Here is a 23,902-nt window from a genome sequence, read left to right on the forward strand (position 1 = left end):
ATGATGGACATAGTCACCTTTGTAGCAACAATGTTCTTAGTATTTGCGGCAACGATTGGTTTTGCTCTGGTTGTACAGGCGCCAAGACGAGGGCTGGTGATTACTGGTATAATTGGCGCGACCAGCTATCTTCCATATACGCTCTGTTTATCAACGAGTAAAAACCAATACTACGGCATTTTTTTAGCTACCTTATTAGTTTGTTTTATGGGAATGCTCTTTGCACGAATTAAGCATATTCCAGCTAACATTTTAATTATTCCGAGTTTGGTTTTATATTTTCCAGGACAGCAAGCCTATAAGATGATGGTCAACTTGTTTGATATGGATTTACATGCTTTTATTAGTAATACGGCTGCCTTTGCCAAAATTTCACTGGCTATCTATGCCGGTTTTATTATTGTGAATATCACTTTCCCAGGCTTGTGGCGCTACTGGCTGCAGGTAAAAAGCCGGTGGACCAGTCATCAAGAATGATGGTTCTCGCACTGTCACCGACCAATAAGTTTTAGTTAGCCACAAAGGGCTTGAGCTAGCTGCTCACACTTAATACATTAAGAGCTAGCACGTTGAAGAAAGCAAGGAGAGATAATTAATGGATCGCTTAACACTTAAGCAAGAAAGTAAAACTTTTTTAAATCAACACTTACAGTATTCCCTCTTACTGTTTTTAATTTCGGTATTGACGGCGACTTTCGTTTCTAAAGCGACAAATCGGATTCCCATCCCAATCCAAATGGATCCGCAAGTACAGGTAACCATTAGTCTGGCCGGCCTGGCTAGTATCATCAATTGGATTACATTAACGAGTGCAAAGTTTGTCACATTAGATAATTTAAGGGCTAAGAAGGTGTCGGGCTCACCAATTAGTCAGCAAGTAATGGTTTTCCAAGGTCGTTATTTTTGGGGTACCTTAGGTATTACTCTCCTGAGCGCATTTTATGTCTTTTGTTGGTCCTTATTATTAGTTATTCCTGGTATTATCAAGAGCTACTCTTATATGCAAGCTCTCAACTTATATAAGGACTCGGTGGATGCAGGTCAGCCCTTAGGTATTAATGAAGCCATTACCTTGAGCCGCCAATTGATGGATGGTCAAAAGTTAAACCTATTTGTCTTACAATTGAGCTTTGTGTTTTGGTGGCTTTTATCTATACCAACTTTTGGGCTGTCTGACTTATACGTCATACCTTACTATACTTATGCCTTGCAGCTTTTTTACTTGAACCTTTTGGCCCAACGGGATGGAAAGCCCTTGCATCAAGCCTTAAGCAAAGATTATTTGTCAGATCCAAATGATGAGCTTTGATATTACGCGGTTAAAAATAAAAAGAAGGCTCTAGTGAACAACTAGAGCCTTCTTTTTATTTTTTAGCGGCTTTAAGTAATGTCAGGACAACCTCTTTTTGTTCCTGGTACTCGCTATCAGTTAGCACTGCCTTTTGTTTAAGATCTTCTAAAACAGTTAACTGTTTCAAAAGTTCCTCACGACTAGGTTGGCTAAAACGCAACTTTAGCTGTTGATAAACTTTTGGTGCTAAAGCCGTCGTAGCACCTAATACAAGGGAGGTTAGTTGTCCTTGTGGGACATTGCGAAGGGCAAATTTAGCAGTCGATTTTAAAAATGGTTTCATGTCTTGAATGACCTCTTCAATATAATTGTATCCGCGTAGCTAGGCGTATCATTATATTACCACAATTAAGGACTGGTTCAATCTTCCACTAGTGACTATTACCTGGCACAATGCTATCATAGATATATAAACTAGTATGGTTTGAGAGGAGATTGATTATGGCAATGGACAGGCAGACATATTCTGATATTAAGTGGTTAGGTCCTGAATTTAAAGAGGCCCTAGCTTGGCGACAAGAAAGTCCAGCGAAAGCTTTACGTGCCTTTTTGGTTCAAATGCTTTCATCACGTGGCTATGCGGTCTACGACCAGGTTATTGGTGGTGGGCTAAAAGTGAGTGATCATTTTGGTTGGCTTGATGGTATTTCACTAACTCAGACTGATAACGACCACCAACGTTTTGTGCTAGCCATCCGGATTGACTTGCAAACACCAACGGTGCAAATCGCAGTTGAGCAAAGCCGGGCTGATGCAGATGCAATGCCTGAGACCACCTTTGACATTCAGAATCCAGCAGTTGTTGATCAATTAATTGAAGCGGCACCCTTTATTCGTCCATTGGCTAACAACTAGCTTACTTACCCATACAAACGATTTTTTGGGAATTGGTTTGGAAATTGGATGGGATAGAATAAGGATAGAGGGAAGACGATGAAGAAAAGTAAAAAATGGACCTGGGTCCTAATAGATTTACTATTGGCGTTGGTGTTAACTGCTGTAGCCTTAGAAAAGTATCACTGGCTTCCTAAGCAGGTTAAACGGACGCTGGGAAATCCTAATTTAAGTGCTGTCCAATCATTTTTGGATAATAACTTTTACTGGCAGCAGCTTATGTTCTGGTCAGCCTTGAGTTTGGCTATTATATTTGTCCTAGCTTGTTTAATCACACTCTTTAGGTCAACCCTATTAAAGGGCTATACCTGGCATGACCAACGTAATGAATTGACAATTGATAAAAAAGCTATTGAAGGTTTTATTCGGTCAAGCATTCAAAGCGAACAGGTCTTGGTTGACCCGAAAATTAAGGTTGCTTTGAAACGACGAAAAGTCGTTATTAAGGTTCGCGGTAAAGTTGTTGATCCATTAGCTCTTGTGCCAAGTGAGCAAGAATGGGCACAAAAGCTAAGTGACAATTTACAAGCGCTACTAGGTATTGAGCAGCCCAAGAAGATTATCATGAAAATTGATCGTATTGAAGAAAAATCAGTGCAGCCAAATCGCGGCCATGCTCGGGTTGAGTAAAAGGGAGTTTAGGGATGAAGTCATTTGTACAAGCATATAGGTTACCTCTAATCGGCTTTGGGTTAGGTGTTGTCCTAGCTATTTTGTTCTTAGTGTTCGGTTTTTGGCGAACACTACTCGTTATTTTATTGGCACTCGCTGGGGCTGGTCTTGGTTTTTATATCCAGCAGCACCATTTATTAGATCGTTTCATGCATTAGTGTAAAACACAAGGAGGCATCATAATGACTGAAGGAAAGCAAACAACACAAGCACAAGCTACCGTTAAGGGCTCATTGTCATTTGACGACAAGGTTATCCAAAAAATTATTGGTCTTTCACTTGAACAAATCGATGGACTATTAACAGTTGATGGTGGCTTTTTCTCTAACTTAGCTGATAAGGTTATTAATAATGATGATGTAACGACTGGTATTACAGCAGAGGTAGGCACCAAGCAAGTAGCTGCTGATATGGATATCGTCGTTGAATATGGCAAGGATGCCCATAAATTATATGAAGAAATGAAACAGTTAATTGCTAAGCAAATCCACGATATGACTGGTTTGGAATTGGTTGAATTAAACGTGAAGGTGGTCGATATTAAGACCAAGGAGCAGCATGAAGCTGATAGTGTGACCTTACAAGATCGGGCGGCTAATACTGTACAAGCAGCTAGCAAAACCACGTCTAAGGGTATGGCTAAAGCCAAGAATGCAGCTGGTGATGCCGTAGAAGAGGCAAAGGCCCGCGTTGAATAAATAAGTTGCGGCAATTTGACCGTCAACTAATTAAGATAAATAAGGACAGTTGGCTGCCAGGCTTGTGTAACGGCGTCAACTGTTTTTTACTTATTTACATTCATAAGTGGCTACCTTAATAGTGCAATCAGGGAGTTCAGTATGGAAGCAAGTTTAAAAAACCTATATGATCGTCTTTATACATTAGAGGGTCCACAAGGTTGGTGGCCAGCAACTGACCCAATTGAAATTAGTTTAGGGGCCATTTTAGTACAGAATACAGCATGGGCGAATGTGGAGAAGGCTCTGACAAAGTTTTATTTAAAAACCAACTTTGCACCAAACCTGATTTTAGAACTTGAACTCAGCCAGCTTGAGCGCCTCATTCAAGCGAGTGGCTTTTACAAGACAAAGGCGCTGGCCATTCAAGCGCTGTTAACATTTTATCAGCAGGATGACTTTGATGTAAGCAAACTAAAGCAAAGGTTTGGTGATAACTTGCGAAGGTCCTTGCTCGAGTTACCTGGGATTGGTCCTGAGACAGCTGATGTTCTTTTAGTCTATGTTTTCGACCAGGTCGTTTTTATTCCAGATACGTATACACGGCGGTTACTGAGTATATTATTCAACCAACCCATTGAATCGTATCAGAAAACCCAACAAGCCTTTCCTTTGCCAACTGATTTTACTAGCGACCAAGCAAAGGAGTTCCATGGTTTATTAGATACATTCGGGAAACGCTACTTACAACAACGGCGGCGAACATTAACTGACGAAGAAATCCGTCAATTGTTTACTAACTAAACTTTTAGAAGGGTGGTAATGTTATGCGCATAACGGCAAGTTTGCAATCTCAATTCGATCAAGCCCAACATATTGTGTTTTTAACAGGGGCTGGCGTTTCAACTCCTTCCGGTATCCCAGATTATCGTTCAAAAGGCGGTATTTATGATGGGGTAACAGAACGTCCAGAATACCTATTAAGTGTGGATGCTTTAAACAAGGAACCCGAAAAAATGTATCGCTTTATGATGGATAACATGTATTTCCCCCAAGCTAAACCAAATATTATTCATCAAAAAATGGCCCAATTGACTCAGGCTAATCGAGCCACCATCATCACCCAAAATGTAGACCAATTACATGAAAAGGCGGGGGCAAAAAATGTAATCGATTACCATGGTTCCCTATATAATATTTACGGCCTGCATAGTCACCGGCCAGCCAGCTTTGCCCAGTATCAAAAGAGTATGTACAATGACCAGGGGGAATTATTGCGGCCTGGTATTACGCTCTATGGTGAGATGCCCCCTCATACTGAATTAGCTATCCAAGCGGTTCAGCAGGCTGACTTTGTGGTTATTGTTGGCACTAGCTTTGTCGTTTACCCCTTTGCTTCACTTCTGCAATTTGTGCCGGCACAAGTCCCTATCTTATCGATCAATTTAGAGACCATTCCAGCTCCAGCCCGCGTTGAACAAGTCATTGCTGATGCAAGTGATTTCTTCACACAGTTAAAGCTTTAAGCATACTTATAAAATTAGCTCATCCTAATGGGGATGAGCTTTTATTTGTATATAACTTTTTAAAAAAGGTACCATTAAAACCCAAGCGTGATAAGTGAATGGTCTAGTTACTATCAAAGCGGATCGTCAGTTGGCATATGAAACGGGGCTCCATTAAGAAGTTGACTTTTAGCCATCGTGGTTTATGATAATTACTATGCTTAATTTAGAAAGCGCTTTCCAAATGACAAAGCAATTTAAGCAAATAGACCAGCTATGATTGGTGCTGATTTTAATTTAGCTAAGAAAGGTGAAGACTTAATGCAAAAGACAAAGCTATTTCTTGATATGGACAATGTGCTGGTCGATACGTTACCAGTTCTCAATGAGCTAGCAAAAAAGGATGACAAGGTAAAACACCCTGACCAAGTTCCTGGTGTTTTCAAAGATTTACCACCCATACCTGGTGCAATTAACGGTGTTAATTTGCTTAAAGACAGGTATGACTTATATATTTTATCTACGGCGCCCTGGCTAAACGCTAGTGCCTGGCAAGATAAATTGCTTTGGTTGCAAACCTATTTTGGTCAGTCAAAGACAGACCCTTTTTACAAGAAAGTAGTCTTAACTCATGATAAGGGCTTAGTACACTTTGGTGGGGGTATTTTGCTTGATGATCGCCCTTATCACGGTGCTAGCGCCTGGCTTGATTCTAAGGCTAACAGTACTTGGCTTCAATATGGATATGATGAAGAGTTGACCTGGTCGAACCAGCTGGTTCCTTTTTTACTCACATTAGCCGATGCCCTAAATAGCCATCAGGGGGACTTAATGAAGGCTTTGCCAGAAGCAAACCAAGATAATTTCATATTACATGGTGATCGAACAAACTTTACATCAATGGCTTGGGAAAACTAAAGGAGAACTAAACGATGATCGTAAATAGTACGAATATGGTAAAACAAGCATACAGTCAACATTATGCGATTGCTGCATTTAATGTGAATAATTTAGAGTGGGCAAAGGCCATTCTGTTAGCAGCCCAAGAGGCACAGGCACCGGTGATTTTAGAGGTTACAGCAGGAGCTGCTCACTATATGGGGAGCTTTCGTCTAGCTTATGATTTGATTGTTGATTTGCACCAGGCTTTACATATTACAGTTCCTGTCGCCATTCATTTAGATCATGGCGGTTATACTGATGTGCTGAAAACCCTTGGGGTGGGTTATACGTCAGTCATGTTTGATGGTTCTTCCCTTAAACTAACTGAAAATATTAAATTAACTGATCAGATTGTTAAATTAGCTAAGCCCCAAGCGGTCACTGTTGAAGCCGAAGTGGGTACTATTGGTGGTCAAGAAGACGGTACCATTGCTCAGGGCGAACTAGCGTCTTTAAATGAAGCGATTGCCATGGCTAAAACTGGCGTGGATATGTTAGCGCTCGGTATCGGCAATATTCATGGGCCTTATCCTGATAATTGGGAAGGCTTGAACTTAGCACACCTAAGAACACTGGCAACTGGCATTGAAGATGCCATAAAAGAGCCACTACCATTAGTTTTACATGGGGGGTCTGGAATACCAGATGATCAAATTAAGGCTGCTATTCAATTAGGCATCGCCAAGATTAATGTCAACACAGAAGGTCAATTAGCCTTTCATGAAGCCATGCGCGATTATGTTCTATCAGGACAGGATTTAGTTGGTAAGAACTATGATCCCAGACGTTTTTTGCAACCTGGGCTGACTGCCATTAAAGAGATGTGTTTAGACCGTCTTCGAGTTTTTGGCTCAGCTAATCGCGTTTAAATGAACATCCTAAAAGCTGCTATTAGTTATAACTAATAGCAGCTTTTTTAATGAGTGAAGCTTGCATTTTGTAAATTAAAGTTCATACTGTGTCTTGTGAAGTAAGCGCTTGCAAAAACCCTTGTTTGTGAAAGATAACAAATTAAATAGTTATTAACCTTTAAAATGGGGGCCTATCACTAATAATTACCATGACTTTGTGAATTTATCAATGTAACTTTGTGAATTTTTAAAAGGAGCAAAAACATGACCGAATATATTTTAGCGATTGATGCGGGGACCAGTAGCGCCCGAGCAATTATTTACGATCGACATAATAAGGTAATTGCCAGTGCACATCGTGAAATTAAGATGTTTTACCCAGAACCTGGTTGGGTTGAACAAGATGCTAATGAGATTTGGATTGCTGTTCAAGCTGTGATTGCGATCGCTTTAATTCAGTCAGGCATTAATCCCCATGATATTGCCGGTATAGGAATTACAAATCAGCGTGAAACGACCATTATTTGGGATAAGGAAACCGGATTGCCAATTCATCGGGCGATTGTTTGGCAATCTCGGCAAACAGCGTCAATCGCTGAACAACTCGTTCAAGACGGCTATGCCGATATGGTTCAAGCTAAAACGGGCTTAATCATTGATGCTTATTTTTCGGCTACTAAGATTCGTTATATTCTAGACGCAGTTGATGGGGCACAGGGTCGGGCCGAACGTAATGAACTTTTGTTTGGGACAGTCGATACCTGGCTACTGTGGAAATTAACTGGTGGTGCAGTCCACGCCACAGACTATACCAATGCTTCGCGAACGATGTTGTTTAATATTCAAACCTTAAAATGGGATCCAGAATTATTAAAACTGCTCAACATTCCAGCAAACCTATTACCAGAAGTTAAACCATCTTCTTATATTTTTGGAGAAGCAATTCCAGTTCATTTCTTTGGTGCCCAGGTGCCTATTGCTGGTATCGCTGGCGATCAACAAGCAGCATTGTTTGGTCAATTAGCCCTAGAACCTGGTTCTATAAAAAACACGTATGGGACAGGTTCATTTATTGTCATGAATACTGGAAAAACGCCCACTTTTTCTGAGCATGGTTTGTTAACCACCATTGCATATGGCCTAGATGGAAAAATAACGTATGCTTTAGAAGGTTCAGTATTTATTGCAGGTTCAGCAATGCAGTGGCTACGCGACGGTATGGAAATGATTAAAAAAACGGCAGATAGCGAAAACTTGGCTCTAGCGTCTATCAACGAAAATGAGGTTTATGTCGTACCAGCTTTCACGGGGTTAGGTGCTCCTTACTGGAATCCAAATGCTAGAGGGGCTGTCTTTGGCTTGTCACGTGGAACGACCAAGGCTGACTTTGTGAAGGCTACTTTGCAATCGTTAGCTTATCAAAGTCGGGATGTAGTTGATGCAATGACCGAGGATACTGGGATACCAGTGAAGCGGCTGCATGTTGATGGTGGAGCATCACTAAATAATTATCTCATGCAGTTTCAGGCGGATTTATTGCACACACCGGTTTTAAGAGCAGCTAACGTCGAAACAACTGCTTTAGGAGCAGCCTATTTAGCTGGATTAGCCGTCGGCTTTTGGCAGGATTTGGATGAATTAAAGGCCATGCAAACACCGCCCACAACCTTTACCCCTGAAATGGATGATCAGAAGGCTGAAGCGCTTTATGATGCTTGGCAACTTGCTGTCAAGGTAACGGAACAGTTCAAACCGAAAGGATTGTAAAGATGCAAAAGTTTAGTAGCAAGCAACGGACGGATTATATCACTAGGCTAAACAATACATCTTTTGATGTACTCATCATTGGTGGAGGAATTACCGGAGCCGGGGTAGCCTTACAGGCAGCAGCAGGGTTAAAAACAGCCATCATTGATATGCAAGATTTTGCTGAAGGGACAAGCAGTCGCTCAACAAAACTAGTCCACGGTGGTATCCGTTATCTTAAAACCTTTGATGTTGATGTTGTCGCAGATACAGTAAGGGAACGTGCTCGAATCCAGCACATTGCGCCTCATATTCCGCGTCCTACAATGATGCTGATGCCTTTATATCAGGACCAAGATGCAACCTTTACACCCATGAGTGCAGAAGTGGCCATGACCATTTACGACAAACTGGCTGGCGTTTTACCTCATAGTCCTTTTGTTCATCACCTTTTTCCAAAAGAAGAAGCATTGCAGCAGTTACCACAGTTAAACCAACAAAACTTAGTCGGGTTAGCCACTTATTTAGACTACCTGAATAATGATGCTCGCCTAACGATTGAAAACATTAAACAAGCGGTTGATGATGGGGCGACGGCTGTTAGTCAGCTAAAAGCGATTAAGATTCAAAACGTTGAAGAGGGTAACGTTGTCACTGTTAAAGACAGTATCAATCAGCAGACCTTTGACATTAAGGCCAAGGTAGTCGTAAATGCGGCTGGACCTTGGATTGATCAGTTAAAGGACCTAACGGGTACTAAAAAAACAGCTCATAAAATTCGCCCAACTAAAGGTATTCACTTAGTCATTGATAACCATAAATTGTCTGTAGCAAATACCATCTATTTTGATTCAGGTTACCATGATGGCCGAATGATTTTTGTCATTCCACGCGGCAATAAGACTTATTTTGGTACCACTGATACGGACTATCATGGAGACTATCAACATCCACAGGTGGATCAGAGTGATGTAGATTATTTACTTCAGTCCATTAATGCCCATTTTCCAGATGCCAACCTTAGTCTAGCTGATATAGAAGCTAGTTGGGCGGGGATACGGCCCTTAATTGGCAAAGGGGACTACAATGGTGGACAAGCACCGACTAGCTTGACCGATACCGATTTGAAAACGCTGCAAGCAATGCTAAATCAGTATTTTAATGGTACAAAAAAGCGTAGGGTGGTAGAAACACTGTTAGCCACTTTAACTGGAGATCAGCAGGCCGCATCTAAAGTGTCAAGAGGATTTGAGATTGAGGTGAATCAAGGCATGGTAACGATTGCTGGTGGGAAAATCACTGATTATCGTTTAATGGCAGCTGAGGCTATGAAAGCTATCGCCACCTATTTAGCTAATCACTTTAAACAGTCAGTAACTTTAATTGACTCAACCCAATATCCCGTTTCAGGGGGACACTTTGATTCAACTAAGGTTGACACCGTATTGGCTGTGTATGCTAAGCACTTCATTGATTTAGGACTAAGTGTAACGGAGGCCCAAGCACTTGCTAATTTATATGGGTCCAATAGTCCAGTTGTGGCTAGCTATATTGAAAGTGGTCAGGTGGCACCTGGACTTTCACTAGCAGAGACAAGTATGCTCCACTACGCCCTTGATTATGAAATGGTAAATCGTCCAATTGATTATTTGTTACGACGAACGAATTACGTCTTATTTCAAGCCCAAGACACTGACCGAATCGAACAGGCAGTTATTGATGAGATGGCTCGGCAATTAGTCTGGGATCAAGCAACTAAGCAAACCATGCAAGATGAATACTATCGTTTACGGCGTGAAAGTCAGTTAACGGTGCTTAAAGAAAGGAAGTCACTTGATGACTAGATTACCAATTATTATCGCTAATTGGAAAACTAATAAACAGCTATCTGATGTTTATGCATTCTTAGAGGCATTGACTGGCCATTTGCCATCAAGACAAATCGTCCAAGTTGGAATTGCTGCTCAAGATATTTATCTTCACGAAATGGTTAGGTATTTAAATGAGTATCACGAAACCGTTGATATCATCGCTGAAAATGTTCATTGGGCCGATAACGGCTCATATACTGGCGAAACATCACCAGCAGCGCTAGCAGATATCGGTGTTAAAGGATCCATTATCGGCCATTATGAACGGCGCAAAATGTTTAAAGAAACGAATGGCACTGTGGGGTTAAAGGTGGTGGCCAGTTTACGCAACCGATTAATGCCTGTGATTGCCATTGCCGAAGATACAACACGTTACAATCCAAATGATGTTGATATGGCACCACTATCTGAGATTGCAATTTCCTTGGCTGGGGTTACCCGGGAGCAAGCTGGGAACATCGTTATTGCTTATGAACCTGCGTGGGCCATTGGGGCAGCTGAGGCGCCTTCACTTAAAGAAATTGAACATGCTGCTAGGGTAATTCGCAAATCTTTAGCTATCTTGTTCTCTGATGCAATAGCTCAGCAAATTCGCATTCAATACGGTGGTTCCGTAACACCTGATAACGCACGGGCCATTTTAGGACTCAGCAATATTGATGGTTTATTGATTGGTCGTGCGGCATTGTCAGCAGAAACGTTTATTACGATGACCCAAGATGCAGTTGCTCTAACGGGAGCAACTCCATGAAAATAAAACTGTTTGGTGAAATTGCTGGTACTGCCTTATTGATTTATTTAGGGACGGGCTTACTTATCTTTAACTATCCCTATCAAGATATGTTAGGTCCTTCAATTGGTTGGGGGTTGACCCTGGCTGTTTTGGTTTATATCTTTGGCCCGTTATCCGGTGCCCATTTAAACCCAGCAGTTACCTTGGTTATGTACTTAACCAAGCGTATGTCGGCAAAAGAAGGGTGGCTTTATGTCAGCGCACAAATTGTAGGTGGAATCTTAGGCGAATTCGCTATTCTAGGGACAGTCTGGTCGATTAGTCAGCACAGCACTAACAGCTGGCAATCAATTGTGGAACGGACGGCCTTAGGAGCAACCTTATACCCGCATCTTTCACCACTAGCGGCCTTTTTAACTGAAACTGGTCTAACGAGTATTTTGTGTTTAATAATATTGGTTTTAAACCATGCTAAAACGAATGTTTATGCTGTTCAAAGTCCCATTGCAGTTGGCTTTACTATTTTCACCGCAGTGATGGTAGGCGGTAACCTAACTGGGGCATCTTTAAATCCGATTCGCTCCCTTTTTCCGGCCTTAGCTGCTGGTGGGCCAGCTTTGAATTCCTTAGGGGTCTACTTAGTTGCACCGCTAGCAGGGGCTTGTTTAGCTGCTTTAATCCATCATTACATTCTTAATGATTCAACCACACAAGCAACGGGTCATTAACCTATTTAACTAACATCAACGCCAGCTGATTTTGAGCAACCGTAAGCAATGATGTTAGTTTTTTTATTTACTTATTTTTTGTTAGTGTTATACTAGTAACTAAGAAATACGTTTGTGAAAGAGGGGATTTTTTCTATGAAATATGCTATTATAGGTGCCAATGGTCATTTCGGTCAAGCCGCCGTTAATCATCTTCGACAAAGCATGGCCCAAGATGATCAAATTATTGCACTAGCGCGTAATACAGAGAAAGCAAATGACCTGTTTAAAGACTTCAGCCAGGTTGAAGTTCGACCTGGATCTTATGCTGATAAGGCCGCTTTAGTTCAATCTTTGCAGGATGTTGATCGGCTCTTATTTATTTCATCACAGCCAAATGCAGATTTTCCAAGACTAGAGCAGCATGCTAATATAATTGCCGCTGCCAAAACTGCTGGTATTAAGTACCTTGTTTATACCAGCTTCCCTCAGGCTGACCAAGCCGATAATTTTTTAGCTTCAGATCATCAGGCAACGGAAGGGATGATTAAAGATGCTGGTATTCCACACGCCTTTGCGCGAAACAACTGGTATCTAGAAAATGAAACAGCTATGATTCAGGCGGCCCTCGATCAAGGTTCATTTGTATATGCTGCTGGGTCAGGAAAAGTAGGTTGGGCTTTAGAAAGTGACTATGCAGCCGGTGCTGCTAACTTACTTATCAATGCCCCAGCACAAACCATCTTTGAATTTGCGGGTCCTCAGCATGATTATGCCGACCTAGCTAAAGCCATAGCAGATGTAACAGGACAGCCAGTTGATGCTCAGTTGGTGTCGGATGCTGACTATCGCGCTGATTTACTTGCTAAGGGGACCCCAGAAGCTCAAGTTGCGTTTTCAGCTCAGTTGCAGGCCTTGATTCGCAGAGGTGATTTAAGTTTTGAATCTGATGATTTAGCGCATGTACTTGGGCGGCAACCAGTTTCGTTGCTTGATGGCGTCAAGGAGATTATTGCATCCTTACATTAAGCTGAACGCTATTAAACCCCTAGTTGATGTCAAAAGGAGGTCGTTAAAAAGTGAAAATATTAGTTATTGGTGGTTCAGGTCGGGTAGCGGCATCTTTAGTCACTGACCTGGTCGCGGCCGGGCACGATGTCTATGTAGGTAGCCGCCATGTAGATACACTTCCAAGTGGTGAACATATTCATCCGCTTACACTAGATTTAACTAGTTCTAAAGAAGCGCTTAGTCAAGCCATACCGCAGGTTGATATCATGTACTTTGTAGCTGGTTCTAGGGGGCATGATCTACTTCAGGTCGATGCCTTTGGCCCAGTAAAAATGATGCAAATCGCACAAGCACAGTCAATCAAACGTTTTATTATGCTGAGTTCAGTTTATTCTTTGACTCCTAGTCATTGGGACCAAGTACCAGCATCCCTAGGTGATTATCAGATTGCAAAGTTTTTTGCTGATACTTACTTAATGACTAATACAGATTTGACTTATACTATTTTACAGGCAACCGCATTAACGGAAACTGCTGGGACTGGGAAAATCAGTTTGACTGATCAACGCGGAACACAAAACACTATTTCTGATGTTGCCGCTACTTTAGCTGCCTTACTAGAATATCCAAACACTGAAAATAAGGTGATAACCATGTCAAATGGACAAACGCCGATTAACGAAGCTTTACGCCAGGTATAGCTTCAGTGTATAAGTCAAAAGCAGGAGCAGACAGTTATGTCTGCTCCTGCTTTTTTAATGTTTATCAACTTCGATTAGAATCCGCTCTGCTAGGGCCTCAGTAATCAAAAGGTCAGTGAAAAAATGACCTCGCAGGGCACCTAACGTAGCCTCAGTCTTAAAATTATTATTAACAATACCTAACCGCCGTGGAATCCTCATAATGGCTTCTAGACTAAGCCCAAAGGTTTTATCGTCTTCAGCATTTAAAAAGCGTCCTTGAATATCATAGGGACGGCCAAAGAGCATTCCTACTGTATCGGTTAGCCGAACATCAGGAAATAAGGTAGCTTTATTGTCCCGCCAAATCGGCACCCGCTCAAGCGATGCTAAGGTGCCAGGCGTTGTAATCGCAATATCCATCTGACTTGCTGCCATAAGGGTTGGTTTTAGGGCCAATTCTTCAGCGAGCGTTTGGCGGGTATCATCATCCACGATATATAGGGGAGCCGGCAAGGTTAATGCATTGGCCGAAAATTTTGAAGCTGCTTGCCGAACTAAACGCATCGCACCTACGGCCGAATTAGGTTTCAAATCATCACCAACTATTTGACAGAAGGTGACATCCTCTTGTATCGAGGCGGGCAGTGAATTTAGTAGTTCATACAGGGTGCCACCCCAGGTGACCCCGATAGTTGTTTTGCCCTTAATCAAGGTTTTCAATTGTTGGGCCGCATAATGGACCGTATTTTCTTTCGTTTCCAATGGGTCCATTCGATTGCGAATAATTGTGATATGTGGGATAGCGAAACGTTGCTTAAATTTTCTTTCTAAAGCAAGATTACGGGGGGTAGGAGATGCGATTGAAATTGAAACAATCCCTTTACGGCGAGCATCTTCAAGGTATTTATTTACTAAATAACGACTTAAATGGTATTTTTTAGCCAACTGAGCTAAAGATAATTCTGATAGGTAATAATCCTGGGCTAGATTGGCAAGCAGGGCATGCTCATCTATGTTATCTGACATGTAGGGCTTTCCTTTCTAAACAACTAGCGACAATGCAAGGGTACTTAATGACATTAAGTATACGCACTTTTGCCTTAAAATGCCAGTTCATGAGAAAAGCTGACATAGTCTTGATAACTATTTCTTTAAAATAAGTCCTAAGTCGAATTAATGACTTACAATGTTGCAAATACAACAATATAAGCGTATCTTAGAAACATAAAGGGGGGTAAAGTAAATGGAAAATGTTTTGCGAACTATTGGGACGATTAGTCGCGCCTTAGATTCGATTGCCAATGTAGAATTCAATAAACTTGATTTGGCACGTGGGCAATATCTTTACCTCGTTCGCATCTATGAACAGCCTGGTATCATTCAAGGCCATTTGGCAGAGCTGCTGGCTGTTGACCGGACGACGGCCAATCGCGTTATTACTAAACTAACTGCTGCGCAGCTGATTCAAAAAGAGCCCGATCTACATAACAAAAAAATTCAACACTTAAGGGCCACCCCACGGGGGGCCGAATTAGCAATCTTTATTTTAAGAGAAAATCAGTACTCAACCCAGGTAGCTTTAGCTGGTTTTGCTCCTGAAGAAATCACACAATTAGCAGCTTACCTTAAACGTATGCAAGACAATGTAGAAAGTGATTGGCACCAGGTTAAGCAAGGCCACCACCGGATTTATTAGCTGACTACACTTATTGGAGGAATAATGATGACAAAACACTTTACCGTTGATCCAGCAGTTTGGGCTCTCTTTCCAGAGGCAAGATATTATGTTTTAACCATCGCAGGAGTAGATAATCATTTAACTCCTAACGATGAAAAAGAAGACCGCCAGCGTTTAGCAAAGGCTAGCCAAGCGGCACAAGGTTTTTTGACCAATCCCACTTTTAGTCAAAATGACGTCGTAGCCCAATGGCGTCAAGCTTATCAACAATTTAAAACCAAAAAGGGGGCGCGCTCATCCATTGAGGCCTTGCTTAAACGTGCTAGCCAGAACAAAACCTTTAATCCGATTAATCCGGCAGTCGACTTGTATAATGCCATTTCGTTAACCTATGCCGTTCCGTGTGGAGGGGAGGATATCAATCAGTTGGTTGGCGATTTACATTTAGGCCTGGCCAAAGGCGGCGAGGCCTTCAAACCTTTGGGGGCAGATCATGATGAACCAGCGTTACCTGGTGAGGTGTTTTATTATGACCAAGTGGGAGCCGTTTGCCGCTACTTTAACTGGCGTGAGGCACAACGGACAATGTTAACTGAGACTACAGAAGAAATGACATTTATCATTGAGGACTTAAATGAGGAACAAGACCAACGTAGTAAGGTGGCGGCCCAGGCATTAGAGCATTACATTTATATTAAAGGCAACAAGAGGTGCTGAGTCCTTGATTTAATAGGATTTATTCTCTTGCTGCCAGTAAAAAAAATAGGTTCAATTTTGAACCTGTAATAACTGACAGTGAAGGCCTTCTTGTTCAACAAGGAGGTTTTTTTAGTTTCTAAATACCGACAAGTTCGGTTAATTTTTTAACAGGAACTTCCATTATCGATATTAAAGAGCGAGGAGGTGAGAATTGATGAATTATAAAGACGAGGAAACCTTGGGACAAGCAGTTAAAGCTTGGCGAAAATTTCATCATTACCGGATGGGTGATGCAGCTAGGGCAGCAAATATTCCATATGCAAGTTTTCAACGTATTGAGTATGATCAGGGAAATCCGCGTATTAAAAATTTAGCATTAATTGCACGAGCCCTTGGTATGTCGACGGATGAAGTCATTGCACGTTGGTTTAGTGATGACGAACAAAAAGATCAATAACTGAAGATAACATCTCATCTAGCAAATGACCGATGTTATCAACTGTTATTGATCTTCCAAAACTTAATAAATTACCCTCTGTTGCGATTAGTACGGCAATACTTTTTAAAACAGAAAGTACAAGTATCATTTTCAAAAAATGAAGAAAATGAGCTGGTTTTAGTGCGACATTTTTTAGCACCGAACCTAATGTATACATCAGTATAACATATTATGACATATCATGTGAAGTTATGAATGAAATGAGCGCATATTAAAGGTCATAACCTGGTGTTAAAAGACGTTACTAAGAGCCACAGAGGGGGTATAGTAGCGTTTTTTGACTATATCAAGATGGCTTTAAGCAGTTACAAAATGCGACGTCGTAACTTGTATGAGCAAATAAGGGGTTCGCATCGCCTACACGTCGTCAGAAAGATGCCAGGGAACGTCGTAGCGAACGTTTAAAGTAATGTGGTGTAATTTTGATAACCACTGGTGGTGACAACCAAACAAATGCGTTAAAAGGTCAGGGTGGACGTACTGAAAATGGCGTCACACGGCAGTCACAATTTGGTTCATGGTGCTTAGTTCATAATTCGACCTTTTAACTCGAAATGATGTTGTGATTGTAGCTGGGCAGTGCTGGCTTTAAACGTGTGCCAATTCTTGTAATTGGACGACAAAACAGTGATTTTGATCACTCTGATCGCAATTAGTGTTTTGTTGGAATAGCTCGCTCAAGGGCGAACTCTCCTAACTAACGCTATGCGTTGTTGTTGAGTTGTTAAGCACTGGTCCATTGATTAATAACTACATGAAATAAGGTCGTTTTGTTATCCATTGTTTGGATAGAACGGGAGAAAAATGATGTTAGCAATTGATCAATTAAAAACAATAAATCGTGTGCCGCACGATACAACAAATTATATATATGTAGCGTTTGATGGGACTTTTTCAACCATTAAAGCATTTGCTGAAACACAGGCAGATTTATATAAGCAGGTATTGGCAATGCAAGCACAAAAAGCAGAAATTTTTTGGTTAGGTCGATTATCTAAAAAGGCTTGGTCTGAAATTATAGTGGGGTTACGAGCAGGGAATAGATTACAGGATTTAATTGTAATTGGAACAGTTAGAGAGCGGAGGTAAAGGAGATGGATTTTCAGTACATTGCAGTGGATTGGCAGCGTCAAAATATTTTATTAAGTGCTGATTCAATGGCCGGGTTAAATCGTTTGATTTTGTCCGAGAAAGGGCAATTAGTTATCCAACAACAAGCGGTTTGGATTTATCGAATTGAAGAACAAGTTTTGGTTCAAGTTCAGCAAGAAATTAAGCGGACTGGGGTGCCTTTTAATCAATTAGTACAACCGGATCATTAAACCGTTGTGGGGGTAGTTTATGTGGGAACAATTAGATTTATTTACGCAGCAGATATTGGTTTCAAAGGAACAACATATTTATTTGGCGAAACGATTAACAGAACATGGTTTGAGTGATGTGGGACATTTTGTCAGCTTGCTTGATGAAAGTGAGATACTAACTGGACAGGTAGTGGTAGCAGAAAATACACAACTATTTGTCGTTGAAAAACAGGTTGTTAATGGTCATATTGTGCAACAAAATGACTTGTTACGTGTACAAAAAACACAACAAAATTTGGAACAGTATTTAGCTGCAAAATTGAAAGCTGACTACCCTATCATTCGGACACTTTTTGATGAATAACTGGTTAAGAGGAGGAATTAACAATGCAAACAAATATTCATGTGGGACGACTTTTAAAAGAATTTGAGCTACAAACAGTTGGTGAGCACAAAGATATCAAAATGGTACGTTTGGGGTTAGCAGTTAAACGTTATTTAAGTCAAAAATCGCAAACAGATTTTATTTATTATGTGGCCTTTGGCAAAACGGCAGAGATGCTATCTCAATATGCGAATCAGAAGGGTATGCCGATTGAATTGCACTTTAATATACAAAGTAGCCACTATCAAACGACCGACGGTCAGCCTAAATATCAAACGACGAATGTGATTACTGCATTCATGCCTTGGACGACTGGTAATCATGATAAATCTGTCGCAACTGATGATGAAACGGTGATTGCAAATGATGAATCAGACGAAGATGTTTTACAAGGTTTAGCTGGTTTAGTTGCTGATGATTTAGAGATTAGATAGGAGTTTAAAATGCAGCATGTTAAGGTGAAATACAGTGAGAAACCGCATTTAAAAGAAGGGGCTGGTTGGTTTGGTCGTTGGTGGTATCACAGACAGATTAAGCATGATAATCGACGCTATAATCATTATGATCAACAACGAAAAACCGTGACCTTACGATTGCTAGGTTTACTTGGTATTGCCGCTGCTATTTTGATTTATTCAATGGTAATGCCACGACCATCGAGTACCGTTTCAACTAAGTTAAATCAGACAATGGCGTTTGGTAATCAAGGCACTAATGTCCAGTTAACAAAGAAGGTCTTTAATGATGAAACGGGTTTGTTAGAGTTACATTTTAAGTTTACTGGTAACGCTGATGATACGCTGACAACTGGTATTAATATGAAACGATTTAAGTTGTCATTTGCAGGTGATCGTTATATTCAAAATGGACAATCTGAATATTGGATGTAAGCTGATTCCTGAGACAACTCTTAAGAGAGCGTATAATGAATAAATCGCCTCTCAAAAGGAAGGAATTTTTACATGCCAACTCGTTACGACAAAGAATTCAAACAAAACATCATCAACCTATATAAACAAGGCGAATCAGCCGCCCAACTGGCCAGAGAATATGGCATTGGCTATTCAACCGTTCATAAGTGGATCCAGGGCCAAGCCAAAACTCAATCCGGTAAATCGCCAGACGAAATTAAAGCGATGGAAAAGCGGCTGGCTTCCCTGTCTGAGGAGAACGAAATCCTAAAAAAAGCCCTGGGCTTCCTTGCGCAGAAGTAACCAATATTTTTGATTACATTCACCAAGAAAGCCATAACCACCAGGTAACTAAGATGTGCCGAATCCTCGGTGTTTCCAGAGCTCAGTATTATCGTTATCGATCCCCAAAGCCTTCAAAACGCCGGGCCGAAGATGAGGACTTAAAACAACGGATTCTGCGGATCTTTGCGGAATTCAAGCAGCGATACGGCGTTATGAAGATCCACCATGAATTGAATCTGGAACTTCAACCACTGCAGCGTCGGTGCAGCCCAAGACGGATTTCCCGGCTCATGAAGGAACTGGATATCCACTCCGTTACCGTCAATAAATGGAAAGCGGCTTCGGCTTCCAAAACCAAGGTTGAACAGCGTCTCAACTTGCTTAAGCAGGATTTCTCGACCACTGGTTTAAATCAAAAATGGACCGCTGATATGACCTATATTCAAACGAAGCGTAATGGCTGGTGTTACTTATCAACCATCATGGATCTGCACTCAAGACGAATTATCGGCTATTCATTCTCAAAAAAGATGGATACTGATTTAGTCTTAAAGACCCTGGAAAGCGCGGTTAAAAATCGAACCATTACTGGGGACCTGATTATCCACACAGACTTAGGATCACAGTACACCAGCGATGATTACAACCAACGGTTAACAGAACTACATATCCGCCACTCTTACAGCCGTAAGGGGTGTCCATACGATAATGCACCAATGGAATCTTTTCATGCTTCCCTCAAAAAGGAATGTGTTTATCCAGTGCCGGTCTTTGAGAATTATGAAACTGCCGCTGCTGTCCTTTTTGAATATGTGCATGCTTTCTACAATAGGAAGAGAATTCATAGTTCACTGGGCTACCAGACCCCCTTACAAGTTGAAATCGCAACGCTTACGAGCCAAATGGCCGCCTGATTTAATGCTTTCCATGGTTCAAATAAGTTATTAATCACGATTAATGATTTATTGGAGCTGTGGAAGGTAAACGCGGTTCTGAATGTCTCTTAAAACCTGTCTCAAATATTGACTTCAATCCAAAGAATAAGGATGTTCATTATGATGGCGGCCTCAATCTCTTAGATATTTTTAGTGATATAAATGGAACTAGAAACAACTTACATGAATTAAACATTCCTAACTGCATTGGCTGCTGTATATAAGCTTAGAAAGATGTAGCTATGCGAGCCGGTTTGAAGAGTAAGCACGTCACAGAAGAAGCTATTGTTGCATTATTAAACAGCATTTTCCGGTATTTAGCAGCTTCTGAAACCGTGCAAATCATTGGCTTTGGCACTTTTGAAACACGCGAACGTAGTGCTCATATTGGACGTAACACCGTAACAGGTGAATCAATTACAATATCTGCTAGAACTATGCCTTTATTCAGAACGGGTAAGCCTCATGAGGCTCCAATCAAAGCAAAATCCCAAATCGATTAATCTACGTATGTACTGAAAAAAGAGACCTCCTTTACAGAGGTCTCTTTTTTCTTCAGTAACTTTTTTAAGGCATTTTCTATTAGCGTATACGCACTAACATACTGGATATTACTAGTTATTGTGATAGACAGTATACGCAGAAGTATATTTTTGGCCTAGCACTATCAAATGAAGTATTATAGCATTATATACTATCTTGCATACTAGATGATATGCCTACCCGTATACTTCTAAATATACTATCTAAGGTACTATGCGCTCCTATACCACATTCACCTTAAGTACAATAAGTGATCGTTCATAACAATTTGCACAGAAACTATTATATGAAAACTAACGAAATTAGTGTTTTACCAGCTTAGTTAACGTGAACTAAAGTTTACCTTTGTCAAGTACATGATTCACAAAAATAACTCTATTCTTTTTCATTATTGCATATTATTCAATGAGAAAGAAAGGGCACATAACTTGAAAAGTTCGCAGTCTATCAAGAAATCGACCGCCTTGCTATGTGACAAGACTCGCCTATATAACTTAAGAATGGCTATCGAGCTGTCGGAACACAATACCGAGCAGAATTGGGCTTAAAAAATAGAAGACAAAAGAAAATTAAACTTACCAAAAGGGAAAAGGGGATAGTACTAGCACACTTAGAATCAGGGTGGTCACCAGAACAGATCTTTCATACAAAATTACATGAAAAAATAAGTGTTCATAGCCTATATAATCTTATTAACTATCGACAAATACCAGGTGTTAATCCTCGGTTACATCTTGTTCGTAAACAGAAACCCTTTATAAGACAGCTTAACTGCTCGCTCAAATAACCTAAGAAACAAGACCAGCAAACACTAGCATTGATTAGAAGCACAGCAACACGACATTATAAATATGCCAAGAAAGCATATGCCGAGAAAGCTGAAGGTGGGTTCAATTATTCTAAGATTGCCGATTGATGTGCGGCCAGATATCATTAATTCCAGGCAACAATTCGGTCATTTTGAGATTGACGGTGTCGAATCATCTAAAAGTAAATACATAGTCTTAACACGGCTTGCACATAAAACACTCATGTTATTCGCGATTATCATTCCAAACAAGCTAGCACAGACAGTAGCACGTGCAATAGAATCGTTTGCTATACATCTACAGCGACATTGTTCACTCAATCACAAGTAATAATGGAAAAGAATTCGTTAATCAAACAGTTAACTCTGTCATGGTCAATTACCAGGTAAAACACTACATAGCACACCCATATTCAGCCTATGAAAATGGATTAAACGAGAACTTTAATGGCATCCTCAGACGCCATTTCCCTAAGGGTACAGACTTTTCAAAAGTGTCACAAGAGTTATTTAACGATGCCTGTATGAAAATCAATCAAAAACCACTCATGATGTTTAACTTTAAAACAACTGCAGACCAACAGTTCGAAGCAGCACTAAATAGATTACGTGGACACCGTAATCAAGTTAAGATAAGTAATTCAAAAGAAATTCTTAGCAAACCGACAGAAACTGATTACAAGCAGCAAATCTTTACACATTTGTAATAAAAAGCATGTATGCATTAAAGCAAATACTTTTCTTGTATATATGCTTTTTAAATATCAAGTATTTTTTATTACAATATTAAGAAGCACTTGACAACGGACTGCTTTACCTCTTTGTGTTACTCTTTATAATATATATTATGTAAACTAGTCGATTGCAAACATAAAAACATTTGTCAAGTTCATGTGCAACATTCTCTTTGTAAAAGCCTATCCCCTGCAACAAAAATTCCTCTGTAAACATTATACCATAAGGGTTTACAGAGGAATTTGACATTTTAGGGAAACACTAAGATATCACAGGAATATTTAGAAACTACAATTCAACATAATATTAAACAATCAATGCTTAGTCAGACTGAAGTGATTGCAGAACACATAACTGACTACATGGAATATGGATTTCTTGATCAAAATGGCATTGATACATCTAGCATGAGAGAAGAATTAGAGATACAACTTAAAAAAGGTACTTGAAATTACACAAAAAGTAGTTTTAGATCCCTTGATGAAGAAAAAGCAAATTAAGTTAATTACAAGAAAAGCCTCTTTAATAAAGAGGCTTTTCTTGAAGCTATGTTTTAGAGTTTTGGATCTACTCTCTCCTGCTCAGAAACCAATGGTTGGGTCAATTCCTGGTAACGTTCCTTGCCTAACAACCCCTTTGCATTGAGTCCCTTAAATTGGTTCAAATGCTTTTGATGCTCATCTGAGTAATCATAATATTGATGTTCAGGGTCATAGAACGTTTTACCGTCATAGTCACTAACTGCAATGTTTTCAAGCACCTCATTTAAGAGGCGGTCATCATTGCTCCAATAGTAATCATTCATCAAACCTAACGTATTTTCCATGGCTGGTTCAGGAATATAGAATACACCTGCTCCTGCTTTTAACAAAGGAACATTTGCTGCTAATACGGCTGTCCGTTTATTCGTATCGTTAAAGAGTTGGGCCCTAGATAAGTAGGTAAACAACTTAGTTGCTTTAGTTTCAGGGGTTAATTCATCAGTAGCTAATAAATAATTAACGGTTGTTTTAGCTTCCTTTTCATTAACTGGATCAGGGATAAACGTTCCCTTTTTGGTTTGCACACCGCCCCTTCCAGTTCTTAGCTGACCAGGATTAATCGTATCGTCACGGCCTGTAGTTTCATGCAACTGTTTTAACTTATCAAAGTTAAACGTAGCATAATTCTGTAAAACAAAGTCTGCGCCCTTGTGCATATCATGTACAACTAAAATGTCTTTTGCGGTCAGTCCATTAATGGGTTCATTGTTAATGATTTGTTCAGTTTGCAAGAGCGTAATTGGGAGTCCTTCAAATTGAGCACCGTCATGGACGATATTGGGAACGGCCTTTTTAAAGAGAAGTTCTTCTGTCTTTTTATCAAATTGATATTTTTTTAGGGTAAACGCCATAATAATCTCCATGCTTGTTGAGCTAATTTATACAAGTGTACCACGTTGTTAAAATCTTCTAAACAGGCGTCATATAAACACATT

The 23,902-nt window shown here is 40.4% G+C and carries 31 protein-coding genes; 28 read left to right on the forward strand and 3 right to left on the reverse strand.

The features are described from left to right. Complete coding sequence (locus G414_RS0100710) at window positions 1-477, forward strand: threonine/serine exporter family protein (protein WP_022790944.1); 477 nt, start codon at window positions 1-3, stop codon at window positions 475-477. Window positions 478-595: 118 nt separating this feature from the next. Continuing rightward, window positions 596-1,309 (forward strand): DUF975 family protein, encoded by a 714-nt coding sequence (locus G414_RS07010; RefSeq protein ID WP_022790945.1) that lies wholly within the window; start codon window positions 596-598, stop codon window positions 1,307-1,309. Between the two features lie 55 nt (window positions 1,310-1,364). Here the strand turns inward: G414_RS07010 and G414_RS0100720 are convergent, their stop codons facing one another. Beyond that, on the reverse strand, window positions 1,365-1,634 hold the full coding sequence (locus tag G414_RS0100720; RefSeq protein ID WP_022790946.1) for a hypothetical protein: 270 nt from the start codon (window positions 1,632-1,634) through the stop codon (window positions 1,365-1,367). A gap of 158 nt (window positions 1,635-1,792) precedes the next feature. On the opposite strand from G414_RS0100720, the gene G414_RS0100725 reads away from it, so the two are divergent. The 14 genes from G414_RS0100725 to G414_RS0100790 all read left to right on the forward strand — a co-directional run bounded on the left by G414_RS0100725 (window position 1,793) and on the right by G414_RS0100790 (window position 13,661). Beyond that, on the forward strand, window positions 1,793-2,206 hold the full coding sequence (locus tag G414_RS0100725) for a hypothetical protein (protein WP_022790947.1): 414 nt from the start codon (window positions 1,793-1,795) through the stop codon (window positions 2,204-2,206). Window positions 2,207-2,284: 78 nt separating this feature from the next. After that, window positions 2,285-2,875, forward strand: a complete 591-nt coding sequence (gene amaP / locus G414_RS0100730) for an alkaline shock response membrane anchor protein AmaP (protein WP_022790948.1) — start codon at window positions 2,285-2,287, stop codon at window positions 2,873-2,875. 14 nt (window positions 2,876-2,889) lie between these two features. Continuing rightward, complete coding sequence (locus G414_RS0100735) at window positions 2,890-3,075, forward strand: DUF2273 domain-containing protein (protein ID WP_022790949.1); 186 nt, start codon at window positions 2,890-2,892, stop codon at window positions 3,073-3,075. A 24-nt stretch (window positions 3,076-3,099) separates the two neighbouring features. Then, on the forward strand, window positions 3,100-3,615 hold the full coding sequence (locus G414_RS0100740) for an Asp23/Gls24 family envelope stress response protein (protein WP_022790950.1): 516 nt from the start codon (window positions 3,100-3,102) through the stop codon (window positions 3,613-3,615). 141 nt (window positions 3,616-3,756) lie between these two features. After that, window positions 3,757-4,398, forward strand: coding sequence for an endonuclease III domain-containing protein (locus G414_RS0100745; RefSeq protein ID WP_022790951.1), 642 nt, complete (start codon window positions 3,757-3,759; stop codon window positions 4,396-4,398). 23 nt (window positions 4,399-4,421) lie between these two features. Then, window positions 4,422-5,120, forward strand: coding sequence for an NAD-dependent protein deacylase (locus G414_RS0100750; RefSeq protein ID WP_022790952.1), 699 nt, complete (start codon window positions 4,422-4,424; stop codon window positions 5,118-5,120). 300 nt (window positions 5,121-5,420) lie between these two features. Beyond that, window positions 5,421-6,017, forward strand: coding sequence for a 5' nucleotidase, NT5C type (locus tag G414_RS0100755; RefSeq protein WP_027694465.1), 597 nt, complete (start codon window positions 5,421-5,423; stop codon window positions 6,015-6,017). A gap of 14 nt (window positions 6,018-6,031) precedes the next feature. Then, a complete protein-coding gene (locus G414_RS0100760) occupies window positions 6,032-6,910 on the forward strand; it encodes a ketose-bisphosphate aldolase (protein WP_022790954.1) in 879 nt (292 codons plus the stop codon). 246 nt (window positions 6,911-7,156) lie between these two features. Continuing rightward, window positions 7,157-8,659, forward strand: a complete 1,503-nt coding sequence (gene glpK, locus G414_RS0100765; RefSeq protein ID WP_022790955.1) for a glycerol kinase GlpK — start codon at window positions 7,157-7,159, stop codon at window positions 8,657-8,659. Between the two features lie 2 nt (window positions 8,660-8,661). Further along, a complete protein-coding gene (locus tag G414_RS0100770) occupies window positions 8,662-10,482 on the forward strand; it encodes an FAD-dependent oxidoreductase (protein WP_022790956.1) in 1,821 nt (606 codons plus the stop codon). After that, window positions 10,475-11,260 (forward strand): triose-phosphate isomerase, encoded by a 786-nt coding sequence (gene tpiA, locus G414_RS0100775; protein ID WP_022790957.1) that lies wholly within the window; start codon window positions 10,475-10,477, stop codon window positions 11,258-11,260. The genes G414_RS0100770 and tpiA overlap by 8 nt, the downstream gene beginning before the upstream one ends. After that, window positions 11,257-11,970, forward strand: coding sequence for an MIP/aquaporin family protein (locus tag G414_RS0100780; protein ID WP_022790958.1), 714 nt, complete (start codon window positions 11,257-11,259; stop codon window positions 11,968-11,970). The genes tpiA and G414_RS0100780 overlap by 4 nt, the downstream gene beginning before the upstream one ends. A 135-nt stretch (window positions 11,971-12,105) precedes the next feature. Beyond that, window positions 12,106-12,978 carry an NAD(P)H-binding protein gene (locus G414_RS0100785; protein ID WP_022790959.1) on the forward strand — a complete coding sequence of 291 codons (873 nt, stop codon included), beginning with the start codon at window positions 12,106-12,108 and terminating at the stop codon, window positions 12,976-12,978. A gap of 50 nt (window positions 12,979-13,028) precedes the next feature. Then, window positions 13,029-13,661 carry an NAD(P)H-binding protein gene (locus tag G414_RS0100790; protein ID WP_022790960.1) on the forward strand — a complete coding sequence of 211 codons (633 nt, stop codon included), beginning with the start codon at window positions 13,029-13,031 and terminating at the stop codon, window positions 13,659-13,661. Between the two features lie 54 nt (window positions 13,662-13,715). On the opposite strand, the gene G414_RS0100795 is transcribed toward G414_RS0100790, so the two are convergent. Next, entirely contained in the window at window positions 13,716-14,669 is a 954-nt protein-coding gene (locus G414_RS0100795; protein WP_022790961.1) for a sugar-binding transcriptional regulator, read from the reverse strand. A gap of 217 nt (window positions 14,670-14,886) precedes the next feature. Here G414_RS0100795 and G414_RS0100800 point away from each other — a divergent pair, with 217 nt between their 5' ends. From G414_RS0100800 to G414_RS07755, 12 genes are all read left to right on the forward strand, one after another. Further along, window positions 14,887-15,339 carry a MarR family winged helix-turn-helix transcriptional regulator gene (locus G414_RS0100800; RefSeq protein ID WP_022790962.1) on the forward strand — a complete coding sequence of 151 codons (453 nt, stop codon included), beginning with the start codon at window positions 14,887-14,889 and terminating at the stop codon, window positions 15,337-15,339. Window positions 15,340-15,366: 27 nt separating this feature from the next. Next, window positions 15,367-16,038, forward strand: a complete 672-nt coding sequence (locus G414_RS0100805) for a B3/B4 domain-containing protein (RefSeq protein ID WP_022790963.1) — start codon at window positions 15,367-15,369, stop codon at window positions 16,036-16,038. Between the two features lie 196 nt (window positions 16,039-16,234). Continuing rightward, entirely contained in the window at window positions 16,235-16,477 is a 243-nt protein-coding gene (locus tag G414_RS0100810; protein ID WP_022790964.1) for a helix-turn-helix domain-containing protein, read from the forward strand. Window positions 16,478-17,326: 849 nt separating this feature from the next. Further along, the gene (locus G414_RS0100815) at window positions 17,327-17,608 is read left to right on the forward strand and encodes a hypothetical protein (RefSeq protein WP_022790965.1); all 282 of its coding nucleotides are present in this window, start codon (window positions 17,327-17,329) and stop codon (window positions 17,606-17,608) included. 5 nt (window positions 17,609-17,613) lie between these two features. After that, on the forward strand, window positions 17,614-17,841 hold the full coding sequence (locus tag G414_RS0100820) for a hypothetical protein (RefSeq protein WP_022790966.1): 228 nt from the start codon (window positions 17,614-17,616) through the stop codon (window positions 17,839-17,841). 19 nt (window positions 17,842-17,860) lie between these two features. Further along, window positions 17,861-18,187, forward strand: a complete 327-nt coding sequence (locus G414_RS0100825; RefSeq protein WP_022790967.1) for a hypothetical protein — start codon at window positions 17,861-17,863, stop codon at window positions 18,185-18,187. A 23-nt stretch (window positions 18,188-18,210) separates the two neighbouring features. Beyond that, complete coding sequence (locus G414_RS07450) at window positions 18,211-18,642, forward strand: single-stranded DNA-binding protein (protein WP_022790968.1); 432 nt, start codon at window positions 18,211-18,213, stop codon at window positions 18,640-18,642. Between the two features lie 9 nt (window positions 18,643-18,651). Further along, window positions 18,652-19,098, forward strand: a complete 447-nt coding sequence (locus G414_RS0100835) for a hypothetical protein (protein ID WP_022790969.1) — start codon at window positions 18,652-18,654, stop codon at window positions 19,096-19,098. Window positions 19,099-19,170: 72 nt separating this feature from the next. After that, a complete protein-coding gene (locus tag G414_RS0100840) occupies window positions 19,171-19,422 on the forward strand; it encodes an IS3 family transposase (protein WP_002816285.1) in 252 nt (83 codons plus the stop codon). A gap of 17 nt (window positions 19,423-19,439) precedes the next feature. Continuing rightward, the gene (locus G414_RS0100845) at window positions 19,440-20,318 is read left to right on the forward strand and encodes an IS3 family transposase (protein WP_269082718.1); all 879 of its coding nucleotides are present in this window, start codon (window positions 19,440-19,442) and stop codon (window positions 20,316-20,318) included. 263 nt (window positions 20,319-20,581) lie between these two features. Further along, window positions 20,582-20,842 carry an HU family DNA-binding protein gene (locus G414_RS0100850; RefSeq protein ID WP_022790971.1) on the forward strand — a complete coding sequence of 87 codons (261 nt, stop codon included), beginning with the start codon at window positions 20,582-20,584 and terminating at the stop codon, window positions 20,840-20,842. A 1,135-nt stretch (window positions 20,843-21,977) separates the two neighbouring features. Continuing rightward, window positions 21,978-22,397: an IS30 family transposase gene (locus G414_RS07755; protein WP_081634542.1), complete on the forward strand. Its 420-nt coding sequence runs from the start codon at window positions 21,978-21,980 to the stop codon at window positions 22,395-22,397. A gap of 581 nt (window positions 22,398-22,978) precedes the next feature. On the opposite strand, the gene G414_RS0100860 is transcribed toward G414_RS07755, so the two are convergent. Then, a complete protein-coding gene (locus G414_RS0100860) occupies window positions 22,979-23,818 on the reverse strand; it encodes a Fic family protein (RefSeq protein WP_022790974.1) in 840 nt (279 codons plus the stop codon). Between the last annotated feature and the right edge of the window lie 84 nt (window positions 23,819-23,902).

Origin of the sequence: Weissella halotolerans DSM 20190 (assembly GCF_000420365.1) — a bacterium.
Lineage (GTDB): Bacteria > Bacillota > Bacilli > Lactobacillales > Lactobacillaceae > Weissella > Weissella halotolerans.

Excerpts from the sequence above, each read along its gene's own strand:
- G414_RS0100835 (WP_022790969.1), top strand. The coding sequence starts at position 18,652 with ATGCAGCATGTTAAGGTGAAATACAGTGAGAAACCGCATTTAAAAGAA.
- G414_RS0100810 (WP_022790964.1), top strand. The coding sequence starts at position 16,235 with ATGAATTATAAAGACGAGGAAACCTTGGGACAAGCAGTTAAAGCTTGG.
- G414_RS0100815 (WP_022790965.1), top strand. The coding sequence starts at position 17,327 with ATGTTAGCAATTGATCAATTAAAAACAATAAATCGTGTGCCGCACGAT.
- G414_RS0100735 (WP_022790949.1), top strand. The coding sequence starts at position 2,890 with ATGAAGTCATTTGTACAAGCATATAGGTTACCTCTAATCGGCTTTGGG.
- G414_RS0100750 (WP_022790952.1), top strand. The coding sequence starts at position 4,422 with ATGCGCATAACGGCAAGTTTGCAATCTCAATTCGATCAAGCCCAACAT.
- G414_RS0100725 (WP_022790947.1), top strand. The coding sequence starts at position 1,793 with ATGGCAATGGACAGGCAGACATATTCTGATATTAAGTGGTTAGGTCCT.
- G414_RS0100755 (WP_027694465.1), top strand. The coding sequence starts at position 5,421 with ATGCAAAAGACAAAGCTATTTCTTGATATGGACAATGTGCTGGTCGAT.
- G414_RS0100745 (WP_022790951.1), top strand. The coding sequence starts at position 3,757 with ATGGAAGCAAGTTTAAAAAACCTATATGATCGTCTTTATACATTAGAG.
- G414_RS0100795 (WP_022790961.1), bottom strand. The coding sequence starts at position 14,669 with ATGTCAGATAACATAGATGAGCATGCCCTGCTTGCCAATCTAGCCCAG.
- G414_RS0100785 (WP_022790959.1), top strand. The coding sequence starts at position 12,106 with ATGAAATATGCTATTATAGGTGCCAATGGTCATTTCGGTCAAGCCGCC.
- amaP (WP_022790948.1), top strand. The coding sequence starts at position 2,285 with ATGAAGAAAAGTAAAAAATGGACCTGGGTCCTAATAGATTTACTATTG.
- G414_RS0100740 (WP_022790950.1), top strand. The coding sequence starts at position 3,100 with ATGACTGAAGGAAAGCAAACAACACAAGCACAAGCTACCGTTAAGGGC.
- G414_RS0100825 (WP_022790967.1), top strand. The coding sequence starts at position 17,861 with ATGTGGGAACAATTAGATTTATTTACGCAGCAGATATTGGTTTCAAAG.
- G414_RS0100780 (WP_022790958.1), top strand. The coding sequence starts at position 11,257 with ATGAAAATAAAACTGTTTGGTGAAATTGCTGGTACTGCCTTATTGATT.
- G414_RS07450 (WP_022790968.1), top strand. The coding sequence starts at position 18,211 with ATGCAAACAAATATTCATGTGGGACGACTTTTAAAAGAATTTGAGCTA.
- G414_RS0100840 (WP_002816285.1), top strand. The coding sequence starts at position 19,171 with ATGCCAACTCGTTACGACAAAGAATTCAAACAAAACATCATCAACCTA.
- G414_RS0100760 (WP_022790954.1), top strand. The coding sequence starts at position 6,032 with ATGATCGTAAATAGTACGAATATGGTAAAACAAGCATACAGTCAACAT.
- G414_RS0100770 (WP_022790956.1), top strand. The coding sequence starts at position 8,662 with ATGCAAAAGTTTAGTAGCAAGCAACGGACGGATTATATCACTAGGCTA.
- G414_RS0100850 (WP_022790971.1), top strand. The coding sequence starts at position 20,582 with ATGCGAGCCGGTTTGAAGAGTAAGCACGTCACAGAAGAAGCTATTGTT.
- G414_RS0100720 (WP_022790946.1), bottom strand. The coding sequence starts at position 1,634 with ATGAAACCATTTTTAAAATCGACTGCTAAATTTGCCCTTCGCAATGTC.
- G414_RS0100805 (WP_022790963.1), top strand. The coding sequence starts at position 15,367 with ATGACAAAACACTTTACCGTTGATCCAGCAGTTTGGGCTCTCTTTCCA.
- G414_RS0100710 (WP_022790944.1), top strand. The coding sequence starts at position 1 with ATGATGGACATAGTCACCTTTGTAGCAACAATGTTCTTAGTATTTGCG.
- G414_RS0100860 (WP_022790974.1), bottom strand. The coding sequence starts at position 23,818 with ATGGCGTTTACCCTAAAAAAATATCAATTTGATAAAAAGACAGAAGAA.
- tpiA (WP_022790957.1), top strand. The coding sequence starts at position 10,475 with ATGACTAGATTACCAATTATTATCGCTAATTGGAAAACTAATAAACAG.
- G414_RS07010 (WP_022790945.1), top strand. The coding sequence starts at position 596 with ATGGATCGCTTAACACTTAAGCAAGAAAGTAAAACTTTTTTAAATCAA.
- G414_RS0100800 (WP_022790962.1), top strand. The coding sequence starts at position 14,887 with ATGGAAAATGTTTTGCGAACTATTGGGACGATTAGTCGCGCCTTAGAT.
- G414_RS0100820 (WP_022790966.1), top strand. The coding sequence starts at position 17,614 with ATGGATTTTCAGTACATTGCAGTGGATTGGCAGCGTCAAAATATTTTA.
- glpK (WP_022790955.1), top strand. The coding sequence starts at position 7,157 with ATGACCGAATATATTTTAGCGATTGATGCGGGGACCAGTAGCGCCCGA.